Consider the following 16,679-nt stretch of genomic DNA (forward strand, 5'->3'; position numbering starts at 1 on the left):
TTACCTCATTTCTTTTGAATTACCAGTCTGAGAATGCATCCCAGCTGGCCGTTTCGCGTTTATCCTCAACCTTATTGGCCACAACCTTGTCAGATTCGCTGCGCTCTCGTTTCTTCTGGGCAGAGCGGCTTTTCACCGTGGCCTTGGCGGGTGCCAACACAGGCATGTCGGTCTGGATAGCGGGAATTTTGAGTTTTTGATGATCAGAATTGAGTGCTGCCGCCAACTGGATCCGTTTCACATAAGAGGGCTGTCCCTTAAAGTCTTGCGTGAACCCGGTACGGAAATTGCCGCTGTAATAGCAAGACAAGGCTTTCTGCAGGGCGACTTGGGGGTCTGCAGAGCCTGCACGGTCAAAACAATCACCCAGTATCTGCGCGCCCGTCTGCAGGTTTCGGCACGGGTCAAATACGGTTTCATATGTCAGGCCGAACCGGGAAAGATTATGTTTATTAATCTGAGCCAAGCCCAAGCTGAAGTTCTTGCCTGCCTTATGCAACGCCTTAGCAGTCGCGATAGCATCCTTTAGCGTTTCAGGCTGTGCGACAGCTCCGTCCACAACGCCAATAGCATAGGGGTTGAAATGACTCTCCGTTCGGGCCAGAGCCTGAAGCGTACTCATATGCACCGTGGGTGCGCACTTGGCAGCCAACTGATTAAATGTCAGAGCTTCGGCGGCTTTTGGCCTAACGCCCACATCTTTTGCTGCCCAAGCAGGATGCCATATACCTATTCCGGCCAACAGAGCCACAATCATGGTATTTATTCCGTTCATTGCCATCCTCTTATTTGTAGAAACACCCAACTGAGATAGAGTGCCAATAGCACAGCCAACACCAGGAAAAGAGCGATTTGCCGTTTCAGCCGCGTTAAGCTACCCGAAACCTTCCGCTGCACCCGATTCTCGGTGTGGATAGCGATCTGTTGGTTTTTTGCTAAAAGCTCCGCAACCACCCTCTCCCGGTACTGGATCAGCTCGGAATACATAGCGTCGATCTTGACCTGTCGCGCATCTAACTGGGTCAAAAAGGCTTTATCCTGTTCGATGCGATCAGCATTTTGTTGCTGCAACGTCTCTTTGAATTTCTCTTCCTGCAACAAGATCACAGCTAACAAGGGATCATCGGGTGATAGTTTTATTTTTGTCAGAGAAAATACGTCATTAACCAGCTCATCTGTTCTCGTCGGCATCGTGATTTTTCTCCAACAATAAGCCGATTACTCAGCCATCAGACTATGGAATGGGAGGATCAACAAAATGCCCATCCTCTTTTTCTATCCCGATATAAGTAGGGACAACCCCTTGGGTGTACTCATTTTCTTCATACACTTTGCAATAGGCCGGCAATTCGTTCCTGACATATTCCACCCGTTCGATACGGACCGTATCGTCTTCGCTTGACCACTTACTCCAACCCTTATCGACAATAGTTTTCTCGTAATAGGCTTTGTTCAGATTATTCAAATAGGCAGCATCACAATTGCCAGCACCCCTGGCGATGGCGTCAACCAAAGCAGGCATATTGTTTTTGGAATCATGAGAATCGGGACACAAATTGAGAAAATCTCTGCGAGCCTCGAAAGTTTTATCTGGGCGGGTAAACTTGATGGAAAAGTATTTATTCAAATATCCACTGCATTCGCTTTCTCCACGACCAGCACCGCTCGCCAGGCATAGTACGGCACCGCAGGCCATGCGCTCATCGCCTTGCAATTCTGCGTCTTGCGCATAAACCGGGCATAAAAAAGCCGCCCAATTGGCGGCGATCACTGCAATAAGCGTCGGCACACTATGCCTGACGCTCTTTCTCCACTGTTCGGGACTCATGTGTTTCTCCTAGGTTAAGAGCGTCCAATTGCTCGTATATGCCGCGCTTAAACATCAAAATGCGCTGTTTACTCATTACGAAAAAACTGTCGGATTGTGCAACCTCATCAAAGGTTAGATTTTGAGCAGTCATGCTACGGATATCAACGCCAAAAGTATCGTTGGAACGATCTGGTATATCAACTATTCCGCAAATTAGGGCCTTGTTGCTTTTATAGACACCCATATCATGAAATTCCTGTACATTTTCGACCACTTGGCCTTGAAAATTGTTTAACCATACAACCGTTGAAGTTTTTAGCGATTTCAGTACTTTAGCAAGCGCGAGAATAGTATCGCCAAATGCTTGACCACCTTGTAGAGGAACATGGCAATAAACGGATATGCCCGTTTCTCGCAAAAATTCGACAACGCCGTTCTCGTTCAAGTAAGCAAGCAATGGAATGAAAGACGTTGATCCATTATCGACAATACCGATTCCTTCAGCAGAAATGAGCTTTTCTATTAAGGAATCAAACTGGCGGACATCAATTTCGCTTTTCTTATTCAGGATATTAACAAGATCCACATTCAAACTGGCAATCTGCTTGAAACTCCTATTGACGGGGTCAGTATCAAAGCAGTGCACCGAATCAGCATCTTTTTCTAAATAGTACTGAGCAAGAATGGAGGAAATAAAAGTCTTACCAACCCCGCCCTTACCTTGAATAACGATATGTACGGTTTTCATATAGTTCCTTGAAATGTTAGCGAATTTTTGTCGGAAAAGCTTATCGATAGGCACTATCCCGACTTAATGCACTGACGCCAGATGTCATCGAGAACTGTACTATTGCGAAAAGTTGTTCCTAAGAAAATCAATACCTTACAGCCATTGCTTTTTAAAATTTATAGTACAAATGAGATCCCTTAACTATTTGATTTTATTGATCAAATATACATTAGAAGAACTTGGCTACGAACCAAGGGGTCGTGGGTTCAAATCCTGCCGGGCGCGCCATTTTACTTAAGGTCTCCAAGCGGAGGCCTTTTGTTTTTGTGCGATAGAAATACAGCCGTTCAATACAATTAGAAAAATCTCGGGCTCTACGGCATAAATCAGTGGCTTCCGAGCACTCGTACATCCCCGGCATGTAAATATTCCATTGTCAAAAGCAAGAAAACGGCTTGGTTTAACAGTGCATCCTACTTGGACCCGCGATTCATCCCAAAAACCACCACATGACCAAATAGTAAGAAAAAGCTAAGTTGCCGCATAGGTTGCCCAAAGACATAATTGTCGATTCGAAGCTTCGCGCATAGCACCGGAGCTGTATTTGACAATTTACAAGGAGACAACTTCATGCTTCGAGTCGACTACCGAGACTTGATCGGTGGCGTATTGATCACGCTTGCCGGGGCAGGCGCCATGTACCACTCATTAACCACATTCTCCGTTGGCACGGCCGCCCGAATGGGACCCGGTTACTTCCCCGCCCTCGTCGGCGGTCTGTTGATGCTGTGCGGGCTCATGATACTGATCCCTGCCCTGCTGCGCGCGGGGCCTGTCCCAGCATTAGAATTAAGACCACTGCTCTGGATCAGCCTTTCGATGCTCGCATTCGCACTGCTGGTCCTTCCGTTTGGCCTTGTACCCGCAATTATTGCGCTGACCGTCCTTGCGGGCGTCTCGGATTGCAAACTCTCCTGGAAGGGCTCGCTGATTCTCGCCGGGGTGCTCTCCTTCGGCGCGACCCTGGTCTTCAAAGTCGGTCTGGGAGTCATCCTGCCGACCTTCGCATGGCCGTGGTAGGAGAAGATAAAGATGGAACTGTTTGACAATATCGTGCTCGGTCTGTCGACCGCGCTCGCCTGGAACAATCTTCTCTGGTGCATCATCGGCGTCTCGCTCGGCACGCTGATCGGCGTCATTCCGGGTGTCGGCACCCTGGCGACAATGTCGCTCCTGTTTCCGATTACCTACGTCCTGGAACCGACCGCTGCGCTGATCATGCTGGCCGGCATATGGTATGGCAGTACCTACGGCGGGTCAACAGCCTCGATCCTGTTGAATCTTCCGGGAACGCCGGCCAATGCCGTAACGTGTCTTGACGGTTTTCCGATGGCCAAACAGGGACGGGCTGGTGTCGCGCTGCTTATGACCACCGTCGCCTCATTCTTCGGGGCCACCGTTGGCATCCTCATGATGATGCTGTTCTCTCCGCTCGTCGCTGAAGTCGCGTTCAAGTTCGGTCCCGCAGAGTACTTTTCAATGATGGTACTGGGCCTGGTGGCGGCTTCTGTGGTGTCGTCCGGTTCGGCGATTAAAGGCATCACCATGGTCGTGGGCGGCGTGCTGCTGGGCATGGTCGGTACCGACGTCAATTCCGGCGTGGCACGCTTCGATTTGGGATTCCCCGAGCTACAGGATGGTGTACAGATCGTCGCCATTGCCATGGGCCTGTTCGGTGTCACCGAGATTATTGCCAGCATCAACCATGTGAAGGCGGCCGACCGTAAAATCGACGTATCGATGAAGGCCATGCTGCCAACCCGTGACGAGATGAAGCGTTCCTGGGGCCCAATGGCCCGCGGATCAGGCCTGGGCTCGTTCTTCGGCATATTGCCTGGCGTGGGCCCTACCGTAGCCGCCTTCATGGCGTATGCGCTCGAGAAACGTTCGTCGAAGACGCCCGAGCGCTTCGGCAAGGGTGCGATCGAGGGCATCATGGCGCCGGAATCGGCCAACAACGCCTCAGATCAGGCCTCCTTCATCCCGACAATGACACTTGGCATTCCCGGCAGCGTGACGATGGCATTGATCATCGGCGCACTGATGATCCACGGAATCCAGCCCGGACCTCAAATGCTGACCGAGCAGCCTGACATGTTCTGGGGCCTGGTGATGAGCTTCTGGATTGGCAATATCGTTCTGGTGATTCTGAACGTGCCGATGATTGGTCTGTGGATCCGTGTGCTGACGATTCCGTATCACATCCTGTACCCGGCAATCATTATGTTCATCTGCATTGGCACCTATTCGGTCAACAACAACGTCTTCGATGTGTATACAGTCCTCGTGTTCGGCGTTGGTGGCTATGTGCTGCGAGTACTCGACTTCCAGCCCGCTCCACTGCTGCTCGGCTATGTATTGGGCCCGATGCTCGAGGAAAATTTCCGGCGCGCCATGCTGCTCTCACGCGGCAGCATCCAGACTTTTATCGAGCGGCCGATCAGTATGTGGGTGCTGATTCTGACAGCAACTTTGCTTGTATGGGGTGTGTGGAGCAGCCTGCGCCATCGGTCGGTCGTGACTGCGGATCCATCCCCGGAGTCGGTTTGATCCACACCGAACAACCAGCGCGTTAATTGGGTGTTGAATCAATAGGCAGCGATACAATTACCCGCAATCCAGGGTGAGCATTAGAAAAAGAGAGCGATCCACCATGCAAGCTCACAATGCTCATTACGCTGGTTAAACCCAAACCATGCCCCTCCGAAGACGGGTCCGATCGATAAAAGTGCTTACCCAGATGTTCATACTCAGCGGCGGGCAAGCCAGGCCCGTCGTCCTCAATAGTAATGCGTCCAGTACGGCCATGCCTGACTACACTAACAACAACTTGATGGGTGGCATACTTAACCGCGTTGTCGAGCAGATTGGCAAGCGCGCTGGCCAGCAGATTCACATCGCCATAAACCGTAACGTTATCCAGGTTTGCACGGTATAACGAAATGCCTTTCTCATCCGCGAACGCCTCATGTATCTCCACCACATCGGAAACGATCACGTCCAGCTCGCAGGGCTTGAACGAACGACGCTGTATGCCTGCCTCCATCTCGGCAATTTGCAAGAGTTTTTCCAGCAACACGTTGAGGCCTTCGATGCTCTCGATTGCGTTATGGTTGGCCTGCTGCACTTCGGTCATGGATACGCCCGGCCGTTGCGCCGCTCGCAATGCACCCATTATGCGCGTCAGCGGCGTGCGAAGATTATGTGCAATCGTATCCGAAATGTGCCTGGCGCTTTTCATCAACAGTTCAATTCTGTCTAACATCGTGTTGATGTCACGATTGAGCAGTGTGAACTCGTCTTCACCCGTGGGTGCCGAGATGCGTTTGGACAGTTTGCCTGCCCCGATTTGCTGCGTGGTTCTTCGAATATGGCTCACGCGGTACGCCAATTCCCTTCTGAATATATATGTTCCAAGAAGTACCAGGAGCACAGACAAAACAATGGCTGCCGCCGTCGCACGCCCAATTAATGAGGTGATCTCGCCTATCTCACTTGAGTCTTGCCCGACAACTAATAGTCCGCCGTCGGACAGGGTTTGGATTTGAAGCTGGCCACGCGTTGGAGTGCCATCTTGAATAACCTGAGCGTCAAACATTTGCGTATTGTTTGAATTGAATTTCGAGGATATGGCAAGATTTCCGGCCAGCTTTTGACCATCCTTATCCAAAAGCAGGTAGATCTCCCGGTCAGAGTCGATGCGATCCGAAAGCGTCAGTTCAATAGCAGAGATAAGCGCATCACGGCCGCCATCCTCAAAAGTCGCTGCCAACCGTTGTGCCGTCGCTGTTATTTGTCTTGTGTACCCGGTTCGCAGGGCTCCGCTGAATTGAACGTATATGAATACGATCAATATCGACGTTGAAAAAAAGGCTAACAAGCCGTAATTCAACGTCAGCCGAAAAGAAATGGAAGTCCACAGGCGCCTGAAAAAATGCGTCATTCTTCTGCGGACTCCGAAGTGGATTCCTGACGATCAGAGAGGGTATATCCCACACCGCGTATAGTGTGGATCAACGGCGTTGTGGAAATGAAATCAATTTTACGGCGCAGCCTGCTAACCTGCACATCAATCACATTCGATTGAGGGTCAAAGCTGTATCCCCAAATTGTCTCAAGTAACATTGTTCGTGTCACGATTCTGTGAGCGTTAAGCATCAGATACATCAATAAACGGAATTCTTGCGGCTGTAATGAAATCGTTCGTTCAGCTCGTTGTACTTTCTGCGTAGCGACATTAATGGTCAAATCCGCAATGCGAAGTTGTTTAACGTCCAGATCGGGCCGCGTTCGTCTGATTAACGCATCCAGTCGGGCGACCAGTTCAGAAAACGAAAATGGTTTGACCAGATAGTCATCACCACCGGCCCTTAAACCATCAACCCGATCGTCGACGGCCGACAGCGCACTCAGTACCAGGACCGGCGTCTTTTTTCCCACTACCCGCAGGGCAGACAGTATGGCAAGGCCATCGACATGATTGGGCAATATGCGGTCCAAAATGATAATGTCCCATTTGTCCTTCATCGCATTTTCAAGCCCACTGGCTCCATCCCCGCAAACACTGACCAGATGCCCAAGCTCCGTCAGGCCATTGGCAAGATAACGAGCGTTATCCCGATCATCCTCTATAATAAGACACTGCCACATATCTGTTTCCACGCGAAATGAGTATGAGGCGAGCGCCTCCTGATTGATTATTAGCAGGCGTGCTTCCTGGACATCATGCCCTGTTCATGCTGCTTTCAAAAACCATATCACCAAGTATCGATCGACTCAAGACGTGAGTGCTGCGGCGATCATGTTTGCCTGTTGTACTTTTTTTGATCACGTGCCTGCCGGATTCTCCGGTATCGAATCATTATGTATGAGTAATCCAGTAATGTATGCTGCCTCATCGGGCAGTACCGGCCGCCTCTTCGGACCGGGGCAAGCCATAGCCAGGCCAGACTTTGTGGCATCTATCCACCCGTATCATGACCAAATGGTAAGGCTATCGTAATACGTTCTGGCGGCGGACGGCGCAAACAATCTGGCGCCCCCATGTCAAGATCTTTTGAGCGAAACGCCGTCGACAGCCATAACCGATGGGCATTTTATTCCTGCCCAATCATTAACCGGCTGTACGGTCGGACCCGTCAGCCATAGCCCTGTCTGCCTGAACATCATCCAGAAACGTGGCGGTCGGAATAAAAAACAGCGTGCCCGTGATCGCGCGGCTGAAATCCAGCAATCTGTCGTAATTGCCGGGTGGGTTGCCGATAAACATATTTTCCAGCATCCGCTCTATACGGCGAGGCGAGCGTGCGTAGCCGATAAAGTACGTCCCGAACTCGCCCTTGCCGACCTGGCCGAATGGCATATTGTCGCGAACGATTTCAAGCTGTTCGCCATTTTCCTCAATGTTTGTCAGTACATTGTGGGCGTATGTACGTTTGGCCGAGTCTTGCAGTTCGATATCCGATAGTTTTTTCCGGCCGATGATATTTTCCTGTTCTTCGACAGGCACCTGGTTCCACGCTTTGAGATCATGAAGGTACTTTTGTATGACGACGTAACTGCCGCCGGCAAACGTCACGTCTTCCTGCCCAATAATCGTGGCGTCTATCGCTCCCTGGTCTACCGGGTTTTCGGTGCCATCGACGAAACCGATCAGATCGCGATTATCGAAATATTTGAATCCATGCACCTCGTCGACAACGACAATATGACCATCGAGCCGTGACATAATATGGGTGGCCAGTTCAAAGCACTGATCCATGCCTGCTGCACGAATATGAAAAACAATATCCCCTGGCGTCGACACCGCATGGTGGCGGCCCCGTATTTCACGAAAGGGATGCAAATCCAGGGGCCGGGGTGATCCGAAAAGGCGATCCCAGGCATCGGAGCCGAATCCGGTGACACAGGACAACTCGCCCTCCAGATCCCGGAAGGCAACCGCCTTGACGATACCCGACAGATCGGCACATAGGGATTTGACGGCGCTTTCGCTCCCGGCTCCTGCATTGATAGTCGCCACGATAAATATCGCTGCGCGTGAGAGCCTTGCTACAACAGGCTGGGAAATATCTGAAGGTACACCTGTGTCCATGAAAAATCCGTTCGCCGTGCTTTAGTTGAATGTGAAAATATACTTCATCGTAATGTCGCTTAGAGCGAAATTGCCATCCACCCCAAAAATTGGTGCCGGAATCCGTCGAAAGACGCATTGTTTCCATAAGCTCACAAAGCACTACCCTGCCAGCTTCGGTCGCTCGCGTTACAGGGTAAGCGGTAAGCATCGCTGTTCATATCGCCATACGTGGGTGAATCGACGGAGAATCGCCAAAATCGTCGTAACATACATATTTTGGCGTGATTTCGCCGATGGAGTATTGAATGACAAGTTTGGCCAGTGGCATCATACTGGTGATCGCATTTGTGATAGCGTTGATTCTTTCCCGCCTTGTTGTAAAAAAGCGTGCTGCCAATACCGCCCGGCAGAAACAATTGCGTGATGAACAAATAAGGCGAGACATGCCGCCCCCTGTCCCATCACTGAATAAAAGCAAACGGCGGCGACAAGAGCGCGCGAAGCGCTGATGCTTCGCTAGTCTGTCGAATGTCTCCCCTATCGTATATGTCGAAGCGCCTCACGATGTTTACTTATACAAAAAAAAATTGGCACTGGCAGTGCTCATATCAAAACCGCCGCCGAATGTAGTACCCCACGACGCCAATCGGCACGACCAGCAGAATCCACGCCAGCACGCGCCAGACTATCCGGTCTCCCAGCAGCGCGCATGCCAGACCGATGCCCAGCAGCACGTTCAGAAAGAGTGGCGCACCCCACCGCGACGGCTGGCTCTTTTTACTCATTGGCATCATTAACCTCCCGTGGACTCCGCATTCTCGCGCAACACCCACAAATGCGCACGCATTGCACCCCGGCGCGCCCACCACAAATACAGGCCGCTGAGCAGCACCACAATACAAATCAGATCCAGAACGATCCAGATCAGCTTCATGGGCATGCCACCATAATCTCCAAAGTGTAAAGGCTGGGACACCAGTAGCGTACTCAGATACCAGGGTAGCGGCTGTGCCGCCACCAGTTTCGCACTTTGTGCGTCGACCATGACCGGCTCAAGTAATCGTGACGTCAAGTTGGTATCGCCGTGCATGAACACCATGAAATGCTGAGGCGTACTGAAACGGCTGCCCGGAAAGCCGAGAAACGATACCTTCATGTCAGGTGCGGCACGCTGTGCAGTCTCCAACGCTTGTTGTGCCGAGCCGCGAGCCGGCGCTGCGTCGCGCCAGTGCGCAATCATGGTCGAGAGTTCGGTTTTCTGCCAATGCTCCAGCATGGGCAGAGCCAGTGTATTGACCACGCCGGTAGCGCCCACGACCAGCAACCAGCACGTGATTGCAATACCCAGCAAGTTGTGCAAGTCCAGCCATTTTATGCGCCTCGCCTTGCCCTTGCGGATCATGCCAAATGATTTACCCCGCATGAAGATCCCGTAGACGACAACACCCGAGATGACGGACAGGACAAAAAGCAGCCCCATGAAACCGACGAAGAGCGTACCCGGCAGTCCCGCAAACAACTCGACGTGCAGCTTGCGGATCAGCAGCATCAATCCGTTTTCCTGGTCAATGTCATGAATCATTTTTCCTGTACGTGCATCATATTTATAAACCGCCGTGGCCTGCGCCGAATCCGGCGTTTTACCCAGCGAGACGAACCAGGCCGGAGAATCGTCACTTGCAGAAATAAAACGTATGGCTTCACCGGGTCTGCGGGCAAGTGCATCGGCAGCAAGCTGATCAATGCCGACATGCCGGGTGACGCCTGGCAAATCCGATGGTTCGACAGTCGTGCCTGACCATACGCCGATTTCCTCTTTCAGGACCAGTGGCAGGCCGCTCAGACATAATATCAGCAGGAACACGGTACAGACCAGGCTGGTCCAGCGGTGAATGCGGTACCAGAAAACGAAGTGATGTGAGCGCATCCCGAAATTCTCCGTCACCAATCGTAGCGCAACGTTGCCATGGCGACGCGGCCCGACCCGAGATAGCACGCAGCCAGACTGGTGCAGGTCGCGACATAGCGCCGGTTGAATACGTTATTCACGGAAAGGGACACACGCAGACCCTTGAGACGAGAATTGACCGCACTCATATCGTACCCCAGCCCTACATCCACCAGAGTATTGGACGGAATGCGTACCGTGTTCGCCGCGTTACCGTAAGTCTTTCCAAAATAGCGCACGCCGGCGCCGGCAGTCAGCTTGTTCAGCGCCCCCCCCGCAAAGGTATAGTCGGCCCAGGCGGAGGCCTGGTGCCGTGGCGTCACAATTACGCGCTTGCCCTCATCTGTACCGTTACTTTCGGTCACCCGGGCATCTGTATAGGTATAGGCAGCCGATACGTTCAGATTGTCTGTCACGCGCCCGATCGCTTCCAGCTCCAGTCCGCGGGAACGCAACCTGCCGCTTTGCGTCTGAAACTGCGGATGTTCTGCATCCACCGTCAGCGAGTTCTTCTGTTCCAGGCTGAATAAGGCTGCGTTCAGTGCCAGATCGCCGTCATCAGTCTGATACTTCACCCCGACTTCATATTGATTGCCGGTGGTTGGCTTGAACGGCGTACCGTCAACATCTGTTCCAATCGTCGGCTGAAACGAATGGGCCCAGGCCACGTACGGCGATATGCCCGAATCGAACACAAAATTCAGGCCGGCGCGACCAGAGAATGCGTGCTCATGCTGGCGCGAAGTGGTATCGGCAATACGGTTCAATGTCGAAGTCCGCACCCAGTCGTGCCGCGCCCCCAGGGTCAATCGCCATTTGTTCCAGGCAATCTGATCCTGGGCATAGAGACCCAGTTGTGTCTGGTATTGCGTTGTGCGCACGGCGACGGCTGGATCGACAATCTCTGCGCCATATTGCGGATCGTACAGATCAATGGGGGGCGCACTGCCAAAGCCCAGGTCAATTCGGCTGGAACCCCAGCGAAAATCCAGGCCCGTCAGCAAGGTGTGCTTTAATGCGCCTGTCTGAAATTTTGTTTCCAGCTGATTGTCCATGGTGACGTTCTGGGCGCGTTCCGGTGCCGACAGGGTCTGTCGGTTAAGCGTATGCAAATCCGGCTGCAACCCTGCACCGGCGACGGCGAAAAGATTTGTGTCGAGCCAGGCGTAACGCAGTTTCTGCCGTACCGTCACCGCATCGCTGAAGCGATGCTCAAACTCGTACCCCAGCCACGCCTGAGTTCTTGAATAATGGTCGATATCTGGCTCACCCACGTTTTTACCGTAACGGATGTCGCCATTGGGGTTATGCGTCAACGTTCCCTGGGCGGGAAGAAACTGAATCTGAATACCACCATTGTCACGCTGGTATTGTGCCATCAGGGTCAATGTCGTATCAGGATCAGCGCGCAAGGTAAGAGAAGGGGCAATCATGAAGCGGCTTTCATCGGCATGATCAATCTGCGTGCCGCCCGCAAACCCCAGACCGGTCACGCGGTATAGAACGCTGGCGTCATCATTGACCGGACCGCCCAGATCAAAGGCAACTTCACCCCTGCCCCAGCTATTGGCCTTCAGCTGAACGGAACGAACCGGCTCTTCGGGTGGGCGCGTACTGACAAAATTCACCAGCCCGCCCGGTGCGATCGAACCATAGAGCGACGATGAGGGGCCACGCAGCACCTCAATGCGCTCGGTCATGTACGGATCAACCTTTGGCCGACCGTAAAGACTGGCTCCATAAGGCAACTGCATGCCATCCAGGAACAAGGTCGGTTCAAAACCGCGGATGCGCAGAGAATCAAAGCGATTATCGACGGGATTGGTTCCGGCCTGGACTCCGGGGGTGTATTTGACCGCCTCCACCAGCGTTTGCGCGCCCTGCGCCTGGACTTGCTTTCGTCCGATAATGGAAATCGCCTGCGGCGTTTCCAGCAAAGGCGTGTCTGTTTTTGTCGCCGTCGCGCTCTGCCGGGCAGCATAGCCCGTCAGGAGGCCCGTCGGCGATTCGGTGAAGCCGGTCGCAAAAACCGGGGACAGCGTGACGACGGATGAGCCAGGAGATGAAATAGCGCGGATCACATAAGCGCCGTCGGCCTGACGCTGTGCCTGCAGTCCGGTATCGTGCAACAGGGAAACGAGTGCCCCCGGTGTCGAATAGCTGCCATTCAATCCACGCGTGGTCCTGCCGGAAACAAGAGCGCCATCGTAGGAAATGCTGATTCCGGTGCTGCTTGCCAGCGAGTCAAGAGCCGGCCCCAACGGGCCGGCCTGTATTCGCAATGCGCCGGAAGCAGCCAACGGTACCAAGCAAGCCAGCACGGTCATGATACTCAGCGTCGTACGCGTCAGTATGCCGGGGTCGGCGGAAAGCGCAACAGCGCGCACAGACAGGACAGGCTTGATCAACCTGAGAGTTTGCACAAGAGGGGTAAAGCGAAGCACCACTGCAGTCACCTTCGTCGGGTAGGAAAATAGGACGCGACATCACGTCTTCTATTTCCCATGCCGAACAAGAAGGCCAAAACCCTCAGTTTTCACGAATGATTATGTCATTTTTTTATACGCCGAACGGTCTTCTTTGCTGACGACAACCCAGAAACGCGTACGATAGCCCAGGCTGAGGCCCTGGCTGGCCGCCACCAAAGCCAGAACCTTGTCAGGATCCTTCGTCTGATAAGCGCCCGAAACCGGCAGACGGGCAATCGCATCGTCGCAGGTCACAAACCCGCGACGGTACCGTGACAGTTCGGCCAGAAACTGTGAAAGGGGCATATTATGCACAATCAGCATCCCCTTCAGCCACGCCGACGGCAGCAGATCAGTCTGCTGCCGACGCACGCCCTCTCGATCAAAACGCATCGTATCGCCCGCCTGTGCAGTGGCACGCATGCCTACTGCTGCAGTGACTTCAACAGCACCTTGCTCTACGTTCAGCCAACCCTGCTCAGGGTCCAGCCGGACCAGGAATCGCGTGCCAAGCGCCCGCAAGATGCCAAATTCTGTACGAACCCGAAACGGGCGTCCGCGCGTTGCTGCCGTATCCTTACCCGTGGTGATGCATACCTCGCCACTCACTAAATCCACCCATCGATTCAGCCCGTCAAAGCGGACATTGAAGGCAGAGTCGGTGTTCATGACGATTTCAGTGCCGTCATCCAACGTCACGGTACGCCGCTCGCCCACGGCAGTTACGTAATCCGCCGTTGCGGCCTGCCAGGTCTGTGTACGGGTTGCCAGCCAGGTAGCGGCGCTGCCGCCTACAAGTACCACGCCCAGGGTCTTGAGCGCCGAGCGACGGGCCTGCTTGCGATCACGTGCCCGCTCAAGGGTTTTGAGGCCGATATCTGGCTGAACGTCATCAATTCGCCCGCCAAGTGACTGGATACGACGCCATGCCACTTGATGCATGGGGCTGGCGGCGAGCCAGGTGTTGAAATCGCGGCGATCCTGCGACTGGGCGCTGCTGCCTTGCAGGCGGATAAACCACGAAATGGCGGTATCGACCACGGTGCCGTCGGGCATGATGTCGGAGTCTGCTGACCCTATTTCAAACCGCGGCATAAACCTGCTCGTAACAACGGCGCAAGGCCTTGGCAAGATAACGCTCCGCAGTCGCCACAGAGACATTCAGTCTTGTCGCCACCTCTGCCACCGTAATACCCTCCAGGCGCGTCCAGAGCAAAGCACAACGCCAGGCGGGTTTCAAGTCATCCAGAAGTGCGTCCAGCCTGATCAGCGTTTCAAGGGCAATCTGCCGGGCTTCCGGAGAAGGCGCATGGGCCGGAGGCAGTGCTGCGAGGGTCTCAAGATAAGCACGCTCGATGTCCTGGCGACGCCAATGATCTATGACCAGCCCTTTGCCAATGGTGGTCAGCATGGCACGCGGCTCTCGCAATAACATCAGGTCGTCGGTCTGGCGCCCCATGACACGCAGAAAAGTGTCTTGCGCCAGATCGGCTGCGTCCGCGGTATTTTGCACTCTCCGCAGCAGCCAATGGACCAGCCATGCGTGATGCTCGCGATAGAGGCCAGTCACAACAGAGTCGGGGGAGGAAATGGACATGGCGCAAGTCGTGAATGATAATCATTGTTATTCTACTCACATGTCATCATGGCTGCAACTTCGACGCAAATTGGCAACTGGCCATTCAACGGCTATTAGCTTCCGCTTAACGCTCTGCGCATAGCCGTTGTCAAATGGATCTCCAGCCCTGCGGCCGCTCTATCCTTATCTCTGTCAAGCGCTGCATTGAGGATGTTCAAGTGCTCATCTAAAGCCGCAACAATCCGATCAGAATCCAGCCGATTGCTAACCCGCATCAACCTAATCCTGCCTGCATTAATCTGATAATCACGTGTGACAACATCATTGCCCAGGCTAGCTATAATCTCGTCATGTAAACGCCAGTCGATCTCCACTGCTTGTTCCTGCAAATCTTTATTAAACCCGGAAGATTGCAGTGCGGCCAGCACCTGCCTGGTATCCTCTGCCAGCTTCAATATGCTTTCCTGCGCCGCATTTTCAACATAATGCTCTATTGCGTGCAGCTCCAGAATCTTCCGATAATTGAACGCATCGTTTAACGCTTTGATCGTGCAATCAGCGATTTGAATGCCCCTCTGGGGATAAACCCGCAACAGCCGCTCGTGTTCGAGTTGCATAATTGCTTCTCTGGCGGCCCCCAAGGGAACCCCCGCAAGTTCTGCGAACTCTCTCTGAGTAATAAACTGACCTGGCTCAAGATCGCCACTCATCAATCTATATTTCAATCTTTCGTATGCATCTAGTCGGCTCATAGCGTCGAATCATATCATATGTTGACAATGGTTTGAGAGTAATCTATATTAGATTAACCACTGATTAATCACTAATATATCAGACGATCTGAATGAGCCATTTTAATCCTCAAACGTTGCCTGTAAAGGTGGCGCAAGTTACCGCATATCCGTTAAGAGCCCATGTCAGGCAAGGCCCAGAATCCTCCCTGGGATCCATGCCTGTAAGACAAGGGTGTCTGGTCCGAATGGAAGATTGCGACGGGGCTTACGGTTGGGGCGAAATTTGGTGCAATTTCCCTCCCCACGCTGCAGAATCACGCGCATGGCTTGTTCGAGACATTATCGCGCCTTGTCTGCAAGGCCAGATTTTCCAGGATTGGAGGGAACTGCGCCCCGCTCTTGAACAAAAATTGTTGCGCATGATGATTCATACAGGAGAGTCGGGGGCTTTCGCCCAATGCTTCGCCGGAATTGACATGGCAGTAGCCGATTTGTGCGCACGCAGGGTCAACATGGGCATGTCTCAGTTTTTGGGAGGATCCGGCACTACTGCTGTCGGCACCTACGCCAGTACGCCTTCGAGCGGCAATCTTGAGCTTCAGTGTGGAGAAATCAAAAATGCCGGGCACACCGCGATCAAATTAAAAATAGGATACGAGCCTGCCAGAGACATAGCAGCAATAAAAACCGCCCGCGAGTCCTTGGGAACCGAATTCTCAATAATGGTTGATGCCAACCAAGCGTGGAATTATTCACTTGCAAAGACGCAAATCTCCGCACTCGAGCCGTTTCGGATCGATTTTATCGAAGAACCGCTACTTGCCAATGAAGACCTCAGTATTTGGAAGCGTTTGTCCGAGCACAGCTCAATTCCTCTGGCGGCAGGAGAAAACATTTCGTCTCAAGCAAGATTTGAGAATCATATTAACGATCACTCTTTGCATGTTGTGCAACCCGATGTGGCCAAATGGGGAGGTATCAGTGGTGCGCTAAACGTAGCTCGATATGCGCATGCCCGCGAAGCACAATGTTATTTGCATTTCATGGGAACCGGACTAGGCATGGCCGCAAGTTTGCATGTTCTTGCAGGGCTGGGCGGTGACGGTCGTGTGGAATTGGACGTCAATGAAAATCCGCTACGAACAGGTTTGGGTGAAATCAATCTTGCAGTTTCGAACGGACGGCTTTCGGTCCCTGGCGGAACGGGATTCGGATTCGAACCTGATTCTTCAGAACTCGTTCGCTTTTCGATTTAGAACAAACAGGAGGCTTAT

The 16,679-nt window shown here is 52.8% G+C and carries 17 protein-coding genes; 3 read left to right on the forward strand and 14 right to left on the reverse strand.

The genetic code is table 11. The features are described 5' to 3' along the window. Nucleotides 1-19 precede the first annotated feature (19 nt). From W822_RS42080 to W822_RS42095, 4 genes are read right to left on the reverse strand one after another with little or no spacing between them, the layout of a single operon-like run. Entirely contained in the window at nt 20-775 is a 756-nt protein-coding gene (locus tag W822_RS42080) for a lytic transglycosylase domain-containing protein (RefSeq protein WP_253272334.1), read from the reverse strand. Further along, nucleotides 772-1,191, reverse strand: coding sequence for a hypothetical protein (locus W822_RS42085; protein ID WP_024006805.1), 420 nt, complete (start codon nt 1,189-1,191; stop codon nt 772-774). Before W822_RS42085 ends, W822_RS42080 begins: the two co-directional genes overlap by 4 nt. 43 nt (nt 1,192-1,234) lie before the next feature. Beyond that, nucleotides 1,235-1,828 (reverse strand): TrbM/KikA/MpfK family conjugal transfer protein, encoded by a 594-nt coding sequence (locus W822_RS42090; protein WP_081724454.1) that lies wholly within the window; start codon nt 1,826-1,828, stop codon nt 1,235-1,237. Continuing rightward, nucleotides 1,791-2,558: a nucleotide-binding protein gene (locus W822_RS42095; protein ID WP_024006807.1), complete on the reverse strand. Its 768-nt coding sequence runs from the start codon at nt 2,556-2,558 to the stop codon at nt 1,791-1,793. The genes W822_RS42090 and W822_RS42095 overlap by 38 nt, the downstream gene beginning before the upstream one ends. Nucleotides 2,559-3,170: 612 nt before the next feature. Here W822_RS42095 and W822_RS42100 point away from each other — a divergent pair. Continuing rightward, the gene (locus W822_RS42100; protein WP_024006808.1) at nt 3,171-3,620 is read left to right on the forward strand and encodes a tripartite tricarboxylate transporter TctB family protein; all 450 of its coding nucleotides are present in this window, start codon (nt 3,171-3,173) and stop codon (nt 3,618-3,620) included. 12 nt (nt 3,621-3,632) lie between these two features. Next, nucleotides 3,633-5,150, forward strand: coding sequence for a tripartite tricarboxylate transporter permease (locus tag W822_RS42105; RefSeq protein WP_024006809.1), 1,518 nt, complete (start codon nt 3,633-3,635; stop codon nt 5,148-5,150). Between the two features lie 22 nt (nt 5,151-5,172). Here W822_RS42105 and W822_RS42110 read toward each other — a convergent pair whose 3' ends face one another. The 10 genes from W822_RS42110 to W822_RS42155 all read right to left on the reverse strand — a co-directional run bounded on the left by W822_RS42110 (nt 5,173) and on the right by W822_RS42155 (nt 15,423). Further along, nucleotides 5,173-6,543, reverse strand: a complete 1,371-nt coding sequence (locus tag W822_RS42110) for a sensor histidine kinase (protein ID WP_024006810.1) — start codon at nt 6,541-6,543, stop codon at nt 5,173-5,175. Next, a complete protein-coding gene (locus tag W822_RS42115) occupies nt 6,540-7,250 on the reverse strand; it encodes a response regulator transcription factor (protein ID WP_024006811.1) in 711 nt (236 codons plus the stop codon). Before W822_RS42115 ends, W822_RS42110 begins: the two co-directional genes overlap by 4 nt. A 463-nt stretch (nt 7,251-7,713) precedes the next feature. Next, nucleotides 7,714-8,694: a Dyp-type peroxidase gene (locus W822_RS42120; RefSeq protein ID WP_024006812.1), complete on the reverse strand. Its 981-nt coding sequence runs from the start codon at nt 8,692-8,694 to the stop codon at nt 7,714-7,716. Between the two features lie 196 nt (nt 8,695-8,890). Next, the gene (locus tag W822_RS46435) at nt 8,891-9,121 is read right to left on the reverse strand and encodes a hypothetical protein (RefSeq protein ID WP_155848204.1); all 231 of its coding nucleotides are present in this window, start codon (nt 9,119-9,121) and stop codon (nt 8,891-8,893) included. Nucleotides 9,122-9,284: 163 nt separating this feature from the next. Further along, nucleotides 9,285-9,461 (reverse strand): hypothetical protein, encoded by a 177-nt coding sequence (locus tag W822_RS42130; protein WP_216593324.1) that lies wholly within the window; start codon nt 9,459-9,461, stop codon nt 9,285-9,287. Nucleotides 9,462-9,469: 8 nt separating this feature from the next. After that, nucleotides 9,470-10,603, reverse strand: a complete 1,134-nt coding sequence (locus tag W822_RS42135) for a PepSY-associated TM helix domain-containing protein (protein WP_024006815.1) — start codon at nt 10,601-10,603, stop codon at nt 9,470-9,472. A gap of 14 nt (nt 10,604-10,617) precedes the next feature. After that, the gene (locus W822_RS42140) at nt 10,618-13,071 is read right to left on the reverse strand and encodes a TonB-dependent siderophore receptor (RefSeq protein WP_051401840.1); all 2,454 of its coding nucleotides are present in this window, start codon (nt 13,069-13,071) and stop codon (nt 10,618-10,620) included. Nucleotides 13,072-13,170: 99 nt separating this feature from the next. Next, nucleotides 13,171-14,148, reverse strand: a complete 978-nt coding sequence (locus W822_RS42145) for a FecR domain-containing protein (RefSeq protein WP_172642822.1) — start codon at nt 14,146-14,148, stop codon at nt 13,171-13,173. 25 nt (nt 14,149-14,173) lie between these two features. Continuing rightward, the gene (locus tag W822_RS42150; RefSeq protein ID WP_172642823.1) at nt 14,174-14,689 is read right to left on the reverse strand and encodes a sigma-70 family RNA polymerase sigma factor; all 516 of its coding nucleotides are present in this window, start codon (nt 14,687-14,689) and stop codon (nt 14,174-14,176) included. A 95-nt stretch (nt 14,690-14,784) separates the two neighbouring features. Next, entirely contained in the window at nt 14,785-15,423 is a 639-nt protein-coding gene (locus W822_RS42155; RefSeq protein WP_024006819.1) for a GntR family transcriptional regulator, read from the reverse strand. A gap of 197 nt (nt 15,424-15,620) precedes the next feature. Between W822_RS42155 and W822_RS42160 the strand changes: the two genes are divergently transcribed. Continuing rightward, nucleotides 15,621-16,661 (forward strand): mandelate racemase/muconate lactonizing enzyme family protein, encoded by a 1,041-nt coding sequence (locus W822_RS42160; protein ID WP_301280281.1) that lies wholly within the window; start codon nt 15,621-15,623, stop codon nt 16,659-16,661. Nucleotides 16,662-16,679: the final 18 nt, after the last annotated feature.

It is taken from the genome of Advenella kashmirensis W13003 (genome assembly GCF_000506985.1).
Classification (GTDB): Bacteria; Pseudomonadota; Gammaproteobacteria; order Burkholderiales; family Burkholderiaceae_B; genus Advenella; species Advenella kashmirensis_A.